This is a genomic window from Acidovorax sp. LjRoot204 (assembly GCF_056175785.1).
The window spans coordinates 15100-31442 of sequence record NZ_JBGFFF010000043.1 but is presented as its reverse complement, the minus strand read 5'-3'; the positions used below and the strand labels follow the sequence as shown (position 1 = coordinate 31442).

General features: G+C 67.6%; 13 protein-coding genes. 9 read left to right on the top strand and 4 right to left on the bottom strand.

Features of this window, described 5'->3' with window-relative positions; genetic code table 11:
• The first annotated feature begins 90 nt into the window (after nt 1-90).
• The 4 genes from AC04MI_RS10295 to AC04MI_RS10280 all read left to right on the top strand — a co-directional run bounded on the left by AC04MI_RS10295 (nt 91) and on the right by AC04MI_RS10280 (nt 3840).
• Nucleotides 91-996, top strand: a complete 906-nt coding sequence (locus tag AC04MI_RS10295) for a LysR substrate-binding domain-containing protein (RefSeq protein WP_056059867.1) — start codon at nt 91-93, stop codon at nt 994-996.
• Nucleotides 997-1266: 270 nt separating this feature from the next.
• Complete coding sequence (locus AC04MI_RS10290) at nt 1267-2766, top strand: FAD-linked oxidase C-terminal domain-containing protein (RefSeq protein ID WP_476497735.1); 1500 nt, start codon at nt 1267-1269, stop codon at nt 2764-2766.
• Nucleotides 2767-2771: 5 nt separating this feature from the next.
• Entirely contained in the window at nt 2772-3131 is a 360-nt protein-coding gene (locus AC04MI_RS10285) for a CidA/LrgA family protein (RefSeq protein WP_436078235.1), read from the top strand.
• On the top strand, nt 3115-3840 hold the full coding sequence (locus AC04MI_RS10280) for an LrgB family protein (protein ID WP_476497734.1): 726 nt from the start codon (nt 3115-3117) through the stop codon (nt 3838-3840). Before AC04MI_RS10285 ends, AC04MI_RS10280 begins: the two co-directional genes overlap by 17 nt.
• Nucleotides 3841-3895: 55 nt before the next feature.
• On the opposite strand, the gene AC04MI_RS10275 is transcribed toward AC04MI_RS10280, so the two are convergent.
• Both AC04MI_RS10275 and AC04MI_RS10270 read right to left on the bottom strand, forming a co-directional pair.
• Nucleotides 3896-5191 (bottom strand): DUF445 domain-containing protein, encoded by a 1296-nt coding sequence (locus AC04MI_RS10275; protein ID WP_436078233.1) that lies wholly within the window; start codon nt 5189-5191, stop codon nt 3896-3898.
• A gap of 33 nt (nt 5192-5224) precedes the next feature.
• Nucleotides 5225-6364, bottom strand: a complete 1140-nt coding sequence (locus AC04MI_RS10270; protein ID WP_436078232.1) for an aminotransferase class V-fold PLP-dependent enzyme — start codon at nt 6362-6364, stop codon at nt 5225-5227.
• Between the two features lie 90 nt (nt 6365-6454).
• Between AC04MI_RS10270 and AC04MI_RS10265 the strand changes: the two genes are divergently transcribed.
• Together AC04MI_RS10265 and AC04MI_RS10260 are read left to right on the top strand one after the other, a co-directional pair.
• On the top strand, nt 6455-7261 hold the full coding sequence (locus AC04MI_RS10265; RefSeq protein ID WP_260666025.1) for an AraC family transcriptional regulator: 807 nt from the start codon (nt 6455-6457) through the stop codon (nt 7259-7261).
• A gap of 98 nt (nt 7262-7359) precedes the next feature.
• Nucleotides 7360-7971, top strand: coding sequence for a LysE family translocator (locus AC04MI_RS10260; protein WP_121941772.1), 612 nt, complete (start codon nt 7360-7362; stop codon nt 7969-7971).
• A gap of 28 nt (nt 7972-7999) precedes the next feature.
• Here the strand turns inward: AC04MI_RS10260 and AC04MI_RS10255 are convergent, their stop codons facing one another.
• Both AC04MI_RS10255 and AC04MI_RS10250 read right to left on the bottom strand, forming a co-directional pair.
• Nucleotides 8000-11272 (bottom strand): acetyl-CoA carboxylase family protein, encoded by a 3273-nt coding sequence (locus AC04MI_RS10255; protein WP_476497736.1) that lies wholly within the window; start codon nt 11270-11272, stop codon nt 8000-8002.
• An 87-nt stretch (nt 11273-11359) separates the two neighbouring features.
• Nucleotides 11360-12970: an AMP-binding protein gene (locus AC04MI_RS10250; protein ID WP_476497733.1), complete on the bottom strand. Its 1611-nt coding sequence runs from the start codon at nt 12968-12970 to the stop codon at nt 11360-11362.
• A 155-nt stretch (nt 12971-13125) separates the two neighbouring features.
• Between AC04MI_RS10250 and AC04MI_RS10245 the strand changes: the two genes are divergently transcribed.
• The 3 genes from AC04MI_RS10245 to ltaE all read left to right on the top strand — a co-directional run bounded on the left by AC04MI_RS10245 (nt 13126) and on the right by ltaE (nt 16343).
• Nucleotides 13126-13776 carry a TetR/AcrR family transcriptional regulator gene (locus tag AC04MI_RS10245; RefSeq protein ID WP_063459232.1) on the top strand — a complete coding sequence of 217 codons (651 nt, stop codon included), beginning with the start codon at nt 13126-13128 and terminating at the stop codon, nt 13774-13776.
• A gap of 53 nt (nt 13777-13829) precedes the next feature.
• A complete protein-coding gene (locus AC04MI_RS10240) occupies nt 13830-15077 on the top strand; it encodes a branched-chain amino acid ABC transporter substrate-binding protein (protein WP_476497732.1) in 1248 nt (415 codons plus the stop codon).
• Between the two features lie 195 nt (nt 15078-15272).
• Nucleotides 15273-16343, top strand: a complete 1071-nt coding sequence (gene ltaE, locus AC04MI_RS10235) for a low-specificity L-threonine aldolase (RefSeq protein WP_056059900.1) — start codon at nt 15273-15275, stop codon at nt 16341-16343.

The following is a 16343-nucleotide window of genomic DNA, read 5'->3' as shown; positions in this document are numbered from 1 at the left end:
GTGCTGGCCCGCGCSGTGAAGTGGCACAGCGAGCACCGCGTGATCCTGAACGGCCACAAGACAGTCATCTTCCGCTAGTCCAGCTTTCCCATGGCCACGGCAGCCCCGTCCTCCTTCCTCAGCAGCGCTGCACGGCGCATTCCGCCCATCCAGTGCCTGCTGACATTCGAGGCCCTGGCCCGCCTGCGCAGCGTGACGCAGACGGCCGACGAGCTGTGCGTGACGCCCAGCGCCGTGAGCCACCGCGTCAAGCAGCTGGAGCAGATCCTGGGCGTGCGGCTGTTTGGCCGGGCCGATTTTTCGCTGACCACCGAGGGCAGCGCCTACCTGGCCCATGTGCGCGAGGGACTGGGTGCGCTGCAGCGGTTCCCCGGCCAGGCGGCCGCGCCCGGGCGGCGGCGGCTCAAACTGGCCGTGACGCCCACGTTTGCGCGCACCATCCTCATCCCCCGCCTGCGCCAGTTCACCGAGGCGTACCCCGAGATCGACCTGGCGCTGCAGGTCTCCATCCCGCTGCTGGACGTGGTGGCCGAAGACGCCGACCTGATGGTGCGCTTTGGCCCTGGCCACTATGCCGACGTGGAGCATGTGGAGCTGGCGCGCGACGTGGTCACGCCCCTGGCCTCGCCCGCATTCGTGCGCGAGCACGGGCCCTTTGACCGCCCCGAAGACCTGGAGGGCGTGCCCCTGCTGCGCAGCCCGCTGGAGCCCTGGCGCACCTGGTTTGCTGCCACGGGTCTCGACTGGGCTGAGCCCAGCGAGGGCTCGCAGTTCAACGACATCGGCCTGATGTGCGACGGCGCTGCTGCCGGCATGGGCGTGGCGCTGGTACGCCTGAAGCTGGGCGCGCCCTGGCTGGAGAACGGCACACTCGTGCGCCTGTTTGACACCGACACCGCCAGCCCCCACGCGCACTACCTGTGCTGGCGCACGGGCACCATGGACCGGTGGGAATGCGCGGCGTTTGCCGAGTGGCTGCGCAAAACCATGGCGTAGTAGAGGTATCCCCCTGAGTCGCCTTGGGCGCCTTCCCCCTTCTCTCGGCTACGCCGGGAAGGGAGACGCAGCCCTTGCTGCGGGGCGGCCCTTGCTCGGCTGCCCTTGCCCGAGCCGCGCCCGCCTCCACCAGGTTCAAGCAAAATTTGCCTCCAGCGCTTGTCCAACAAGCGCAAGCAGCTATCAATTGGTGAGCAACCCGGTGTTTTTCACAATCCCCTGAAGAAAAGCTCAAGCCCGGGCACCGAGCCATCCCCTACAGTGACAGCCATGAACACTGCCGCCGACCCCACCGTAGCCCTGTCCGAACGCGCCGCGCGCCAGGCCGAGGTTGTCCAGGCCCTGGGCCGCGTGCTGCCCGCCCACGCACTGCTCTGGCACRMCGAGGACACCACGCCCTACGAATGCGACGGCCTCACCGCCTACCGCCAGCGCCCATTGGTGGTGTGCCTGCCGGAAACCTACGACGAGGTGCAGGCCGTGCTGCAGGTGTGCCACCGGCTGCAGGTGCCCGTGGTGGCCCGCGGTGCGGGCACSGGSCTKTCSGGCGGCGCCATGCCSCAYGCSMTGGGCGTGACGMTGTCGCTSGCCAAGTTCAACCGCATCCTCGACATCAACCCCGAAAGCCGCACGGCCGTGGTGCAGTGYGGCGTGCGCAACCTCGCSATCAGYGARGCSGCSGCSCCCTWCAACCTCTACTACGCGCCTGAYCCSWSSAGCCAGATCGCCTGCACCATCGGCGGCAACGTGGCCGAGAACTCGGGCGGCGTGCACTGCCTCAARTACGGSCTCACCKTGCAYAACGTGCTCAAGGTAAAGGGCTTCACGGTGGAAGGCGAGCCCGTCGAATTCGGCAGCGAGGCACTCGACGCCCCTGGCTACGACCTGCTGGCCGCCGTGATCGGCAGCGARGGCATGCTGGCCGTGACCACCGAGGTCACSGTCAAGCTSRTSCCCAAGCCSCAGSTSGCGCGCTGCATCATGGCCAGCTTTGACGATGTGCGCAAAGCGGGCGACGCGGTGGCTGCGGTCATAGCGGCCGGCATCATCCCCGCCGGGCTGGAGATGATGGACAAACCCATGACCGCTGCCGTGGAGGACTTTGTGCATGCGGGCTACGACCTGACCGCCGAAGCCATCCTGCTGTGCGAGAGCGACGGCACGCCCGAAGAAGTAGAGGAAGAAATCGGCCGCATGAGCGAGGTGCTGCGCGCTGCAGGCGCCACCGCCATCTCGGTCAGCAACGACGAAGCCGAACGCCTGCGCTTCTGGAGCGGCCGCAAGAACGCCTTCCCCGCCWSSGGCCGMATCAGCCCCGACTACATGTGCMTSGACTCCACCATYCCGCGCAAGCGCCTGGCCGACATCCTGCTGGCCATCCAGSAGATGGARAAGAAATACCAGCTGCGCTGTGCCAACGTGTTCCACGCGGGCGACGGCAACCTGCATCCGCTGATCCTGTTCGACGCGAACGACGCTGACCAGCTGCACCGCTGCGAGCTTTTTGGCGCGGAGATTCTGGAGACCAGCGTGGCCATGGGCGGCACGGTGACGGGYGAACATGGCGTGGGCGTGGAGAAGCTCAACAGCATGTGCGTGCAGTTTTCTGCGGCGGAGAACGCGCAGATGTTCGGGCTCAAGCACGCGTTTGATCAGGCGGGGTTGCTGAACCCCGGCAAGGTGATTCCGACGCTGAACCGGTGTGCGGAGTACGGGAAGATGCTGGTGCGGGGGGGGCAGATCAAGCACCCCGATCTGCCGCGTTTTTGACCGCCATGAAGGCGCTGCAAGGGCTGGCCTTTCTTCTGCTCATGCAGTCGGGGGGCGAGGCACTGTCCCACTTTTTAAAGCTCCCGGTGCCTGGGCCGGTCGTCGGCATGGTGCTGCTCCTGCTCGCGCTGCGCTGGCAGCCGGTGCAGGATGCCGTGGCCCCAGCGGCGGGCTTCTTGCTCCAGCACCTGTCGCTGCTGTTTGTGCCAGTGGGCGTGGGGGTGATGACCCACCTCGCGTTGCTGAGCACCTATGGCCTGCAGCTGGTGACGGTGATCGTACTGTCCACCTGGATTGGCATGGCGGCGACGGCGCAGGTGTTGCGTTTTTTGCAGCCCAAGGAGAACCATGGCGAACTTCGTTGAGCTGTGGGTGTACCTGGCCTCAGCCCCACTGTTCGGGMTGACGGCCACGCTGGTGGTGTATGTGCTGGCACAGGCACTGTCGGTGCGCTCCGGGCACGCACCCTGGGCCAATCCGGTGATGGTGTCGGTGGCCATTCTGGCCAGCGTCATGCTGGCCACGGGCACGGCCTACCCCACGTACTTTGCGGGTGCGCAGTTCATCCACTTCCTGCTGGGCCCTGCGGTGGTGGCACTGGGCTGGCCCCTGTGGCAGCGCCGCGCGGCCTTGCGCTCGCGTTGGGGCCGACTGGTGCTGGCCTCGCTGGCGGGTGGCAGCGCGGCGGCCGCCAGTGCTGTGGGCCTGGGCTGGGCACTGGGCCTGCCGGGTGATGTGCTGATGTCGCTGGCCCCCAAATCTGTCACCGCCCCGGTCGCCATGGGCATTGCCGCACAAATTGGCGGCGTGCCCGCCCTTGCCGCCGTGTTCGCGGCGCTGACGGGCATGGTGGGGGCGCTGTCTGCGCGCTGGTTGTTTGGCTTGATGCGCCTGCCCACCGACGCGCAAGGCATGGCACTGCGGGGCTTTGCGCTGGGCACGGCGTCACATGGCATCGGCGCGGCGCATGCGCTGCAGGTGCATGCCGAAGCGGGGGCATATGCAGGGTTGGCACTGGGGCTGCAGGTGGTGCTGGCGGCGGTGCTGATGCCGCTGGTGTTCCGGTTGTTGTGAGGGGTGCGGCAGGGGCATCACCTCTTGTCCTACGCTGCGCCGCGCTCAGCGGCCCTCACCCGCCCCACAAAGCCCGCCCCATCTCCCCCACATGCGACACAGCAAACAGCACCAGCCCGATGAGCCCGCCCACCACGGTGCCATTGATGCGGATGTACTGCAGGTCCTTGCCAATGTTCAGCTCGATCAGCTGCGTCATCTCTTCCGTATCCCACCGCCGCACCGTGTCCTCGATGTGCTGCGCAATGAACGCCGACACATCCGGCGCCAGCCCCTCCACCCACCGCTCCAGCCTGTCATTGAACGACTGCCGCAGCGCCGCGTCCCCCGCCAGCGACTCGCCCAGCCATAACCCCAGCTTGCCCACCTGCCGCGCCAGCACCGAGTTGGCATCGGCCAGGTCGCGTTGCAGAGCGCCGCGCAGATCCAACCACAAGGTCTGCACATAACCTGCCACCGTGGCGTCGGTCTGCAACCATGTGCGGATCTCCTCGCCCTTGCGCTCCCATTCCGGGTCGCTGCGAAGACGCTCGATAAAGCGCTGCACCGCCACATCAAACTGCGCACGCAGTGCATGCTGCGGGTTGGCGGCCACATCGGCCATCAGGCTCTCCAGCGCGCGGGCCAGCAGGGCCGAGCCCTTGTCGCCCAGCCAGTCGCTGGGCAGCAACTTCTCCGTGCGCGGGTGGTCCTTCTTGAGCCAGGCCACGATGGACTGCGCGACCCAGGTGCGGGTTTGCTCGTTCTGCAGCAGTTCGATGAGCTTGGCCAGCACGTCGTCCAGCAGCGCTTGGTGACGGCCGTTGTGCGTGAGGGTGTCGAGCACCGCCGCCAAGGCACGCGACATATCCACCTGCCCGATCAAGGCACGCGTGGCCTTGTGGATGAAGCGCTCCACCTGCGCGTCTTGCACCGTCTCCAGCGCAGCCGAGGCCAGGCGCGTGGCTTGGTGCCCCAGCAGCGTGGCGTTGCCAGGCGCCGTGAGCCACTGCGCCAGCCGCTCGGCCGGGTCATGCCGGCGGATCAGCGACACGAGCGAAGGCACGTCCAAGAACTTGTCGCGCACAAAGGTGGCCAGGTTGCGACCGATGCGCGCCTGGTTGCGCGCGATGACTGCGGTGTGCGGAATGGGCAGGCCCAGCGGGCGCCGGAACAGCGCCACCACCGCAAACCAGTCCGCCAGCGCACCCACCATGGCGGCCTCGGCCATGGCTTTCACACCGTTGAGCCACAGTCCGCGTTCGACCACGCTGGTGGCGATGAACACGGCCGTCACCAGCAGCAATAGGCCCAGTGCCTGGCGCTTGGCCCGGCGCAAGGCGAGGGTTGCGCTATCAGTCTCGGCGTTCATCCGGGCACGCCCGCCGACCTCGACCCCAATGTGTCAGGCAGCCGCCGCAATCTGGTCCAGCGCCTTCGACAGGTGGTCCACCGTGCGGTCCACGTTGTGCCACTTCTCCAGGCCAAACAGGCCAATGCGGAAGGTCTTGAAGTCCGGCCCCTCATCGCACTGCAGCGGCACACCCGCAGCCGTCTGCAGGCCCACTTCCATGAACTTCTTGCCGTTCTGGATGCCGGGGTCGGTGGTGTAGCTCACCACCACGCCGGGCGCCTTGAAGCCCTCGGCCGCCACGCTGGGGAAGCCGCGCGATTCGAGCAGCGCGCGCACCTTGGCGCCCAATTCGATCTGCTCGTCACGCACCTTGGAAAATCCATATTCACGCGTCTCGGCCATCACCTCGCGCAGGCGCACCAGCGCATCCGTGGGCATAGTGGTGTGGTACGCGTGCTGGCCCTTTTCGTAGCCCTCGGCAATCTGCATCCACTTCTTGAGGTCGCACGAGAAGCTGCTGCTCGTGGTGCCCTCGATGGCTTGGCGGGCACGCTCGGACAGCATCACCATGGCGCAGCAAGGCGATCCGCTCCAGCCCTTTTGCGGCGCGCTGATGAGCACATCCACGCCCGTGGCCTGCATGTCCACCCACATCGCGCCCGACGCCACGCAGTCCAGCACAAACAGCGCGCCCACCTCATGCGCAGCCGCCGTCAGCGTGCGGATGTAGTCGTCCGAAAGGATGATGCCGCTGGCTGTTTCCACATGGGGCGCAAACACCACCTTGGGCTTTTCTGCGCGGATGGTGGCGGCGACTTCTTCTGCGGGGCATGGTGCCCAGGGCGCCTGCGGGCCACTGCCCTGCTGGCGCGCCTTGCACACCACGGAACCACCGCCCAAGCCCTTGTCGGCATCAAAGATCTGCGTCCAGCGGTAGCTGAACCAGCCGTTGCGCACGATGAGCACCTTTTCCTTGTTGGCAAACTGGCGCGCCACGGCCTCCATGCCGAAGGTACCGCTGCCGGGCACCAGCACGGCCGTGTGGGCGTGGTAGACCTCTTTGAGCGTGCCCAGGATGTCCTGCACCACGCCGGTGAAGCGCTTGGACATGTGGTTGAGCGCGCGGTCGGTGTAGACCACCGAAAATTCGAGCAAACCATCGGGGTCGATATCGGGCAAAAGGCCGGGCATAGAGGAGTCTCCGCGTGTGAAACTGAGGGAGGAAAAAGGGACGATCAGGTCAGCTTATCATGGCCCCGCGCCACCCCAAGGCCGCGCGCCATGCAGCAAAAACCCTTCCGATTCCTGCCCACCGCACTGCCCGGCATCGAAGCGATGCAGGCCGACTCCCGCCTCGTCTTCGGCAGGCACATGCACTTGCAGTTCGGCCTCGGCGTGATCGAGCGGGGTGCGCAGAAATCGGCCAGCGGCCGGGGGATTGTGGAATCGGGCCCAGGCGACACCATCACGGTCAACCCCGGCGAAGTCCACGATGGCATGCCGCTGGACGAGCGTGGACGCGCCTGGCGCATGCTCTACCTGGAGCCCGCCCTGGTGGCGCCATTGGCGGCAGAGGTGCATCCGGGCCCGCACGGCTCCGCCTTCGAATTCCATGCTCCGACGATGCGCGATGCGCGGCTGGCGGACCAGGTACTGGCGCTGTTCGACGCGGCCACCCACCGCCCCAACCACTCGGCCGCAGCGTTGCATGTGGAGGAATGCCTGTTGCGGGTGCTGAGCGGCCTGCTGCGGCCGAAGGGCCACCAACAATCCGCCGCGTCCATCGCCAGGGCTCGCACCATGATGGACGACGATCCCACCGCGGCCTGGAGCCTCGCGCAACTGGCCGATGCAGCAAGTTTGAGCCGCTACCAGCTCGTGCGCCAATTTGCCCAGGCCACGGGCCTGACGCCGCACGCCTACCTGCTGCAGCGCCGACTGCAGCTTGCGCGCCATCTGATGGGTGCGGGTACGCCCCTGGCTGATGTCGCCGCAGCCAGTGGCTTTGCCGACCAAAGCCACCTGACGCGCCTCTTCACGCGCAGCTTTGGCATCACACCGGGCGCCTACGTCCGCACACGCGGCTGACAGCCCGGACCCTGCAATTTCGTTCAAGACCGTTGTGCGGGGGTTGGCCGATGCTGCGGGCATCGCCAATTCACGCCGCCGCCGCGCGGCCTCTCGCCATGGGCATCGAATTTCTCATCACCTCTCTCATCGTGGTCGTCTCGCCGGGGCCAGGAACTTTGCTGACCGTGGCGGCCGGACTCTCGGGCGGCGCGCGGGCCGCCGCCGTGACGGCGCTGGGCTGCACGCTCGGCATCGTGCCGCACCTGCTGGCGGCGATCACCGGGCTGGCCGCACTTCTCAACGCCAGCGCCACGGCATTCGAAGTTCTGCGCTACGCGGGGGTCGCCTACCTGGTCTACATGGGCTGGGCCACGTGGCGCTCGCCCGCCACACTGGAGGTTCGCACTGACGCACCCGCACGCACAGCCGGTGGGCGTATCGCGGAAGCCATGCTGATCAACCTGCTCAACCCCAAGCTGTCGCTGTTCTTCCTCACCTTTCTGCCGCAGTTCATCGCACCGGGTGAAGCGCAGCCCGCGTGGCGCATGGTCCAGCTCTCGCTGGTCTTCATGGCCATGACCTTTGTGGTGTTCTTGGGCTATGGCGTCTTTGCCGCCCGGTTTCGTGACCAGGTGCTGCAGCGCCCCGGCGCGCTGGTGTGGCTGCGCCGCGGCTTTGCGGCCGCGTTTGTCGGGCTCGGCGCAAAGCTCGCCCTGATGCACCGATAGGCACCACCGTGCCAGGTGCCGTACTGCTTCACCAGGTATCGATGCAACGTGGACCCAGCGGAGCCACCTGCGCCGACGCCAGCCCCCGCGCCAGCCAGGCCCGCGTGTCGACCGGGTCGATCACCGCGTCGATCTCCAGCGTGGCGGCCATGTGCATCGCCTCGCCGTTGGCGTAGGACTTGGCCAGCAGCTTGGCAAACAGCGCGTCGCGCTCGGCGCCCTCGGGCAGCGCCTCCAGCTCCTTGCGAAAGCCCAGGCGCACGGCGCCTTCGAGCCCCATGGCGCCGAACTCGCCCGTGGGCCAGGCGACAGTGAACACGGGCGCATGGAAGCCCCCGGCCGTCATGCCCATGGCGCCCAGGCCGTAACCCTTGCGCAGCACCACGCTGAAGGTGGGTACACGCAGGCTGGCGGCGGTGACGAACAGGCGGCTCACGTGGCGCACCTGGGCCGTGGCTTCGACCTCGGGGCCGACCATGAAGCCGGGCGTGTCCACCAGGCTCACGATGGGCAGGCCATGCGCGTTGCACAGCTGCATGAAGCGCGCGCCTTTGTCGGCCGCATCGGCGTCGATGGCGCCACCCAGGTGTTGCGGGTTGTTGGCCAGCAGACCCACGGGGCGGCCTTCGATGCGCGCCAGCGCCGTGTGGATGCCGGCACCGAAGCCGGTGCGCAGCAGCAGCAGGCTGCCGTCGTCCACCAGGCCCGCCATCGCCGTGCGGGTGTCGTACACGCGCAGGCGGTTCTCGGGCACCACGGCGCGCAGCAGGCGCTGGTCGGGTGCAGACCACTGCGATGTGCGGCCCTGGAAGAACGACAGATAGTGGCGCGCGGCCTGCACCGCCCCGGCCTCGTCATCGACCAGCACGTCGATCACGCCGTTGGCATGCTGCACGCGGCTCGGSCCGATCTGCTCGGGCKYGAAGMCGCCGAGCCCRCCRCCYTCGATCATSGCCGGGCCGCYCATGCCGATGTTGCTGSCGCGCGTGGCAATGATCACGTCGCTGCAGCCCAGCAGCGCCGCGTTGCCCGCAAAGCAGCGCCCGGCGGCGATGCCGATGACTGGCACCTGGCCCGACAGCGCCGCGTAGCTGGCGAAGGTGTGCACATGCAGCCCCGCCACCACGGGCATGTCGGTGTCGCCCGGSCGCCCGCCGCCGCCYTCGGCGAACAGCACCACCGGCAGCTTCTGCGCCAGCGCGATACCGAGCATGCGGTCGGTCTTGGCATGATTGCGAGCGCCCTGGGTGCCTGCGAGCACGGTGGCGTCGTACGACATGACCACGGCGCGGGATTTCTCGTCGCCAAACAGTGCACCATTGATGCCGCCAATGCCCGTGACCATGCCGTCGGCGGGCGTGTTGGCAATCAGGTCTTCCTTGCTGCGACGGCGCGTCTGCGCGGCGATGGCGAGAGCACCATATTCGATGAAGCTGCCTTCGTCGCACAGGTCGGCAATGTTCTCGCGCGCGGAGCGGCCGCCTTGCGCGTGGCGCTTGGCCATGGCCTCGGGGCGCGCGGCGTCGAGCGTGAAGGCGTGGCGGTCGATCACGCGTTGCAGGTCGGCGCGGATGTGGTCCGGGTCATGTACCGTACCGCCTTGCACTTCGACATCGGCCCCCTCATCCACCGCGTCCAGCACCAGCAGCGGCTGCCCCTGCGCGACGTAGCCACCGGCCACGGCCAGCAGCGCGCCCACGCGGCCTGCGTGCGGGGCCAGCAGCACATGCTCCATCTTCATGGCTTCAAGCACGGCCAGCTCGGCGCCGGCGGCGACCACGTCGCCCTCGGCCACGCTCATCTGCACCAGGCGGGCGGGCATGGGGGCCAGCACGGCTCCTTCCGGCGCTTCAGAGGCAATACGCAAGTCTTTTTGCCCTATAGCGCTAGTCGAATCTGCCTTAATAGCTATATATTTTGTAGCAATCAGAAGCTCTGGCAGCACCGACTCCAGCCACCGTGTGTGCACCTGCTGGCTCTCCATTTCGGGCCGTGTTGCCAGCGCCTGCAGCAGCGCGAGGTTGGTGGCCACACCGTCGATGCGGCACTCGGCCAGCGCGCGCTGCGAGCGGCGCAGCGCATCGGCAAAACGCGGGCTGCGCGTATGCACGATGAGCTTGGCCAACAGCGTGTCGTAGTGCGGCGACGGCGTAGCGCCCGCTGCGCCGTGCGTGTCCACGCGCACGCCTGGGCCTGCGGGCAGGTCAAAGCGGCTGAGCGTGCCGCTGCCGGGGGTGGCGTTGCCCTGTGCGTCCAGCGTCTCGGCGTTGATGCGCCACTGCACGGCAAAGCCCAACACGGAGGGTGGTGCGGCAGGGTCGAGGCCGATGTCCCGCAACGTGCGGCCTGCGGCCAGTGCGATCTGCGCCTGCACCAGGTCCACGCCGGTGACCTCTTCGGTGATGGTGTGCTCCACCTGCAGGCGTGGGTTGCATTCGATGAACACAAACGGCAAGTCGCTGGAGGCCAGGTCCACCAGAAACTCGAAAGTGCCCAGGCCCTCGTAGGCCACGGCACGCGCCATGTCCAGCGCAGCAGCGGTGATGCGCTCGCGCAGCGGCGCGGGCAACGAAGGGCTGGGCGCGATCTCCACCACCTTCTGAAAGCGCCGCTGCAGCGTACATTCGCGCTCGCCCAGGGCGATCACCTCGCGCCCATCGCCCAGCACCTGCACCTCGATGTGGCGGGCGTTGCCCATCAGGCGCTCCACGTACACGCCGTCCACACCAAAGGCGGCCTGCGCCTCGCTGCGGCAGCGCGCGTAGGCAGCGGGCAAGTCATCGGCCGACGCCACCGCGCGCATGCCCCGCCCGCCGCCGCCACCGATGGCCTTGATGACGATGCCAGCATGGGCGTGCTGCGCGAAGAAGGCCTGCGCCTCCTGCAGCGTCACCGCCGTCTGCGTGCCGGGCATGAGCGGCACGCCCTGCTGCTGCGCCAGCGCACGGGCCTGTGCCTTGTCACCGAACAGCGCCAGCTGTGCGGGCGTGGGGCCGATGAAGCGCAACCCGGCCTCGGCGCAGGCGCGGGCGAAGTCAGCGCGTTCGCTCAAGAAGCCATAGCCCGGGTGCACGGCATCGCAGCCCTGCGCCTTCGCAATGGAGATGAGGCGCGCGCCGTCCAGGTACGCAGCCGGGCCGGTGGCGCCCAGTGCCACGGCCGCACTGGCTGCGTGGACATGGGGGCTGGTGGCGTCATCGTCGGCATACACGGCCACGCTGGTGATGCCCAGGTCGTGCAGGGCGCGCACGGTGCGCAGTGCGATTTCGCCCCGATTGGCAACCAGCACTTTGGTGAACAGAACAGAAGATGGCATGGGGCAGTCGCTCTATTTTTTATAGCTGCCAGCGCATATTCAACTAGCACCGGCAGCCAATTTTTCACTCATTCAAGCAATATCACGCAGCAGGCGGCGCAGCACCTTGCCCGCGCCCGTGGCGGGCAGTGCGTCGATGAAACGCACCTCGCGCGGGGCTTTGTAGGGCGCCATGTTCTCGCGGCACCAGGCCACCAGGCCGGCGGCGTCCACCTCCTGGCCGGACTTCTTGACGATGAAGGCGCGCACCACCTCACCCTTTTCCGCATCGGGCACGCCAATCACGGCGGCCTGGGCCACGGCGGGGTGCTTGATGAGSAKGGTCTCGACCTCYTCGGGGAACACGCTGTAGCCCGASACCTTGATCATYTCCTTGAAGCGGCCGATGAAGGTGACATAGCCGTCSGCATCAAKCTTGCCCATRTCGCCGGTGTAGACCCAGCCGTCACGCAGGGTCTTGGCCGTGGCCTCGGGCTTGTTCCAGTAGCCCTGGAAGTTGCCGGGGCCGTGGATGGTGATCTCGCCCACCTCGCCAACGGCCAGCGGCGCGCCGGTGTCGGGGTCGACGATGCGCAGGGTGTTGCCCGGCACGGGCTTGCCCTGGGTGCCCCAGCGGATCGCGTCCACCGGCATAGCGGTGTCCACCGTGTGGGTTTCCGACAGGCCATAGGCCGCCTCGTGGGAGATGCAGTTCGGCGCGAACTGCTGCCACTGCAGGGCCAGCGCCTCGGTGAAGGTGATGCCGAAGCTGGTGACTGGGTTGCGGCGCAGCGCGCTCCAGTCCATCTCGCGTGCGCCGGGCACCTGCATGAGCGCGCCATTCATGGGCGCGATGCTGTACCACCAGGTCACGCGGTGGCGCTCCAGCGCCTGGGCCACGCCCAATGGATCAAAACGGTACAGCAGCACGGCGGTTGCGCCGGTGTAGACCGGCAGGTTCACGCCCATCACCATGCCGGCGATGTGGTACAGCGGCGCCACTGCCAGCAGCGTTTCGTGCGGTGTCATGCCATTGCAGTCCGCCGATGCAGCGGTCTTGAACGTGGCATTGCCGTAGCTCAGCATCGCGCCCTTCGGTAACCCGGTGGTGCCCGAGGTGTAGGTCATGAGCGAGATGTCATCCATCGACAGCGCCACGGGCGCAGGCCGCGCACCGGTGCGGGTGGCGGCCAGGAAGTCTTCGCAGCCCGCAGGCACCGGCGCCATGGCGGCGCGCATGGCCAGCAGCTCGGCGGGTACGTCGATGCTGGGCGTGCCCTCGGGCAGCAGCTCGGCATAGCGCACCACAAACACCTGCTGCAGCGCGGTCTTGGCGCGCACCTTGTCCACCACGGGCAGCAGCACATCGGCCGCGACGATCACGCGCGCCTGCAGGTCGGTGAGCTGGTATTCCAGCTCATGCTCCTTGTTSAGCGGSCYGCMMGGGCAGACGATGGCGCCGATCTTCTGGATGCCGTAGTGCGCCATCASGTACTGCGGGCAGTTATTCATGAACAGTGCCACGGGCTCGCCCTTGGCCACACCCAGCGCCTGCAGGCGCGCGGCAAATGCATCACTGGCCGCATCAAGCTGCGCCCACGTTAGGGGCTGGCCGTACCAGAGGTAGGCGATGTGGTCGGGCGTTTCGCGCGCGTGGCGGCGCAGGTGTTCGTGCAGCGGCAGCTGCGGTGCGGCAGAAGGCATGGCGTTGTCTCCGAGGTGTCTGGAATCGCTGGTTCTTGGCGGCCACTCAGGGTTTTCTCTGAGCACCCTCACCCGCCAGCGTCTTGCCAATATATACCGCTCGGTAGAACAATGCTACCCATGGGTATAACTCCAACGTCGCGCAAAGGACACCGATGAACCAGCAGCCCCCCGTGCAGGCCAGCGGCCGCCAGAAGGCCGCCACGGCCGGGTCGGACGAGAAGCGCGAACGCATCTTGCGCGCGGCCGAGGCGCTGTTCGATGCGCAGGGCTACGCCAACACCACCATTGAGCAGATCGTGCAGCAGCTGGGCGTGACCAAGCCCTTTGTGTACTACTACTTTCGCAACAAGCAGGAGATCTTCGAGACGCTGTCGTGGGCGCCTGCCGTGGCGTGTTTCACTGCGATGGACTTTGCGGCGGACGATGACCGGCCTGCCCATGTGAAGGTGACGGAAGGCATCGAGCGGCTGATCCGCGCCACGCTGGAGCACCACCCCTCGGCCTTCTTCCCGTACCGCGAGCCGCAGGTGTACCGGCCCGAGTACCTGGCGGCGCAAAAGGACCTGGCGAACCACTTCTACGACCGGCTGTGCGCGCTGCTCGAACAGGGCCGCGACGACGGCATGTTCGAGTTCAACGACACCAAGATCACCGCCCTGGCCGCCTGCAGCCTGCCCGGCTTTCTCTACAACTGGTACCGCCCTGACGGCCGCCTGTCGCAAGACGAGGTGGCGCAGGAGCTGGCGCAGCTGGCCTGGCGTGTGCTGGGGCTGCGGCGAACCCGCAAGCGCAACCCAGCCTGACGCGCACCGCAGCCCCCCTACACCAAGCACAACAACCACCGGAGACAAAACCCATGAAAACCGTGTTCCTCACCCCCCTGGCCGCTGCGGCGGCACTACTCATCGGCACGGCCGCCAGCGCGCAGGAGACCTTCAAGGTCGCCTACATCGATCCGCTGTCGGGCCCGTTCGCCAACGTGGGTGAGCTGATGCTCACCCACACGCAGTACGCCATCGAGGACATCAACGCCAAGGGCGGCGTGCTCAAGGGCACCAAGCTGCAGCTGCTGCAGTTCGACAGCAAGCTCTCGGCGCAAGAGAGCCAGAGCGCGCTGCAGGCGGCCATTGACCAGGGAGCCAAGGCCATCGTGACGGGCGGCTCGGGCTCATCGGTGGTCACGGCGCTGGTGYAGGCGGCAGCGCGCCACAACCAGCGCAACCCGGGCAAGGAGATCCTGGTGCTGAACCACTCCTCCATCGACCCCGAGCTGACGGGCAAGGCCTGCAACTTCTGGCACTTCCAGTTCGAGGCCAACACGGCCATGAAGATGAAGGCCATCGCCAACTACATCAAGAAGCAGCCGGACATCAAGAAGGTGTACCTGCTCAACCAGGACTACGCGCACGGCAAGCAGTGGGCGCACTATGGCCGCGAGATGGTGGGCCTGGCGCGGCCAGACATCCAGTTTGTGGGCGAGGCGCTGCACCCCATCGGCCGCGTGAAGGACTTTGCGCCCTACCTCGCTAAGGTCAAGAGCACCGAGGCCGACTCGGTCATCACCGGCAACTGGGGGCAGGACATGACGCTGCTGCTGAAAGCGGCGGGTGACGCGGGCTACAACCTGCGCTACTTCAACCACAGCGCGGGCTCCATCCCCGGCACGGTGCTGGCGGTRTCGCAGGCCAARCWMGGSCAGCTGACCTGGGTGGCCGARTGGCAYCCSGGSCARGCCGACACCCCCAAGGTGGACGCGCTGGCCAAGRCSTACAAGGCSAAGACGGGCAAGGACTTYCTCGCGCCGCGCATCGASWTSACGCCGCGCYTYCTSGCCGCCGCCATCAACAAGGCCSRSTCSACCGACMCGGTGAAGGTGGCGCGCGCGCTGGAAGACCTGACCCTCGACTCGGTGGTGGGCCCGGTGCGCATGCGCGGCGAAGACCACCAGCTGCTGCTGCCCCAGGTGGTCAACACCATCGCGCCGGTGGACGGCAAGACCGTGAAGGTGGGCTGGGAAGGCACGAACTACGGCTTTCGCACCGATGCCGCCTACACCGGCAATGAGCTGGCGCAAGGCACGGACTGCAAGATGACCAGACCGTAGCCCCCCCTGAGTCGCCTTCGGCGCCTTCCCCCTCAGGGGGACGACGCCCTCACTGCGGGGCGGCCCTTGCTCGGCGTCCCTGACCTAGGCAGCGCCCATTTCGCCGGCCGAGGGCATTGCAGCTGTAGGGGATGCCAACGCGACTAATATGGCCGGCCATTGCATTCATTGACCCGACCCACAAGGACCGCGCCCATGCCCGACTTTCGCAGCGACACCGTCACCCAGCCCACGCCCGCCATGCGCGAGGCCATGTTCCAGGCCCCGCTGGGCGACGATGTATTTGCCGACGACCCCTCAGTGAACGCACTGCAGGACCATGCCGCCGAGCTGCTGGGTTTTGAGGCCGCGCTGTTCGCCCCCTCGGGCACGCAGACCAACCTGATCGCGCTGTGGGGCCACTGCCAGCGCGGCGACGAGGCCATCGTGGGCCAGAGCTGGCACACCTACCGCTGGGAGGCGGGCGGCATGGCCGTGCTGGGCTCCATCCAGCCCCAGCCGGTCGAGACCCAGCCAGACGGCACGCTGCGCGTGGCCGACATCGCGGCCGCCATCAAACCGGACGACCCGCACTTCGCGCGCACCCGCCTCGTGGTGCTGGAGAACACGACCGGCGGCCAGGTGCTGCCGCCCGCCTACATCGCCGAGGTGGCGCAACTGGCGCGCAGCCGGGGGCTGGCCATGCACCTGGACGGCGCACGCATGTTCAACGCCGCCACGGCCAATGCCGCGCGCAACGGCACCGATGTGTATGCGGAAGCGCGCGCACTGTGCAGCCACTTTGATTCCGCATCGTTGTGCCTGAGCAAGGGCCTGGGCGCGCCCGTGGGCTCGCTGGTGCTGGGCTCGCGCGACTTCATCCGGCAGGCGCGCCGCACCCGCAAGATCCTGGGCGGTGGCATGCGGCAGGCGGGTGTCCTGGCGGCTGCCGGCCACTACGCGCTGCAGCACCATGTGCGGCGCCTGGCGGAAGACCACGCCCGCCTGGACCGGCTGGCCCAAGGGCTGACCGAAGCCAACCGCAGCCACCCCGTGCTGCAGGGCAAGCTCACCGTGCTGCCGTGGCAGACCAACATCCTCTTCACCGACCTGCACGCAGAGGTGGCCCCAGCCTTCACCGCCTGGCTGGCGCAGCACGGCGTACGCGTGACCAGCAGCCTGTATGGCGGCGCCACCCGGCTGCGCTGGGTGACGCACCTGGATGTGAGTGAGGCGGATGTGACAGCGGCGCTGGACTGCGTGGCGCGCTTCACGCTGCCGGGCTGA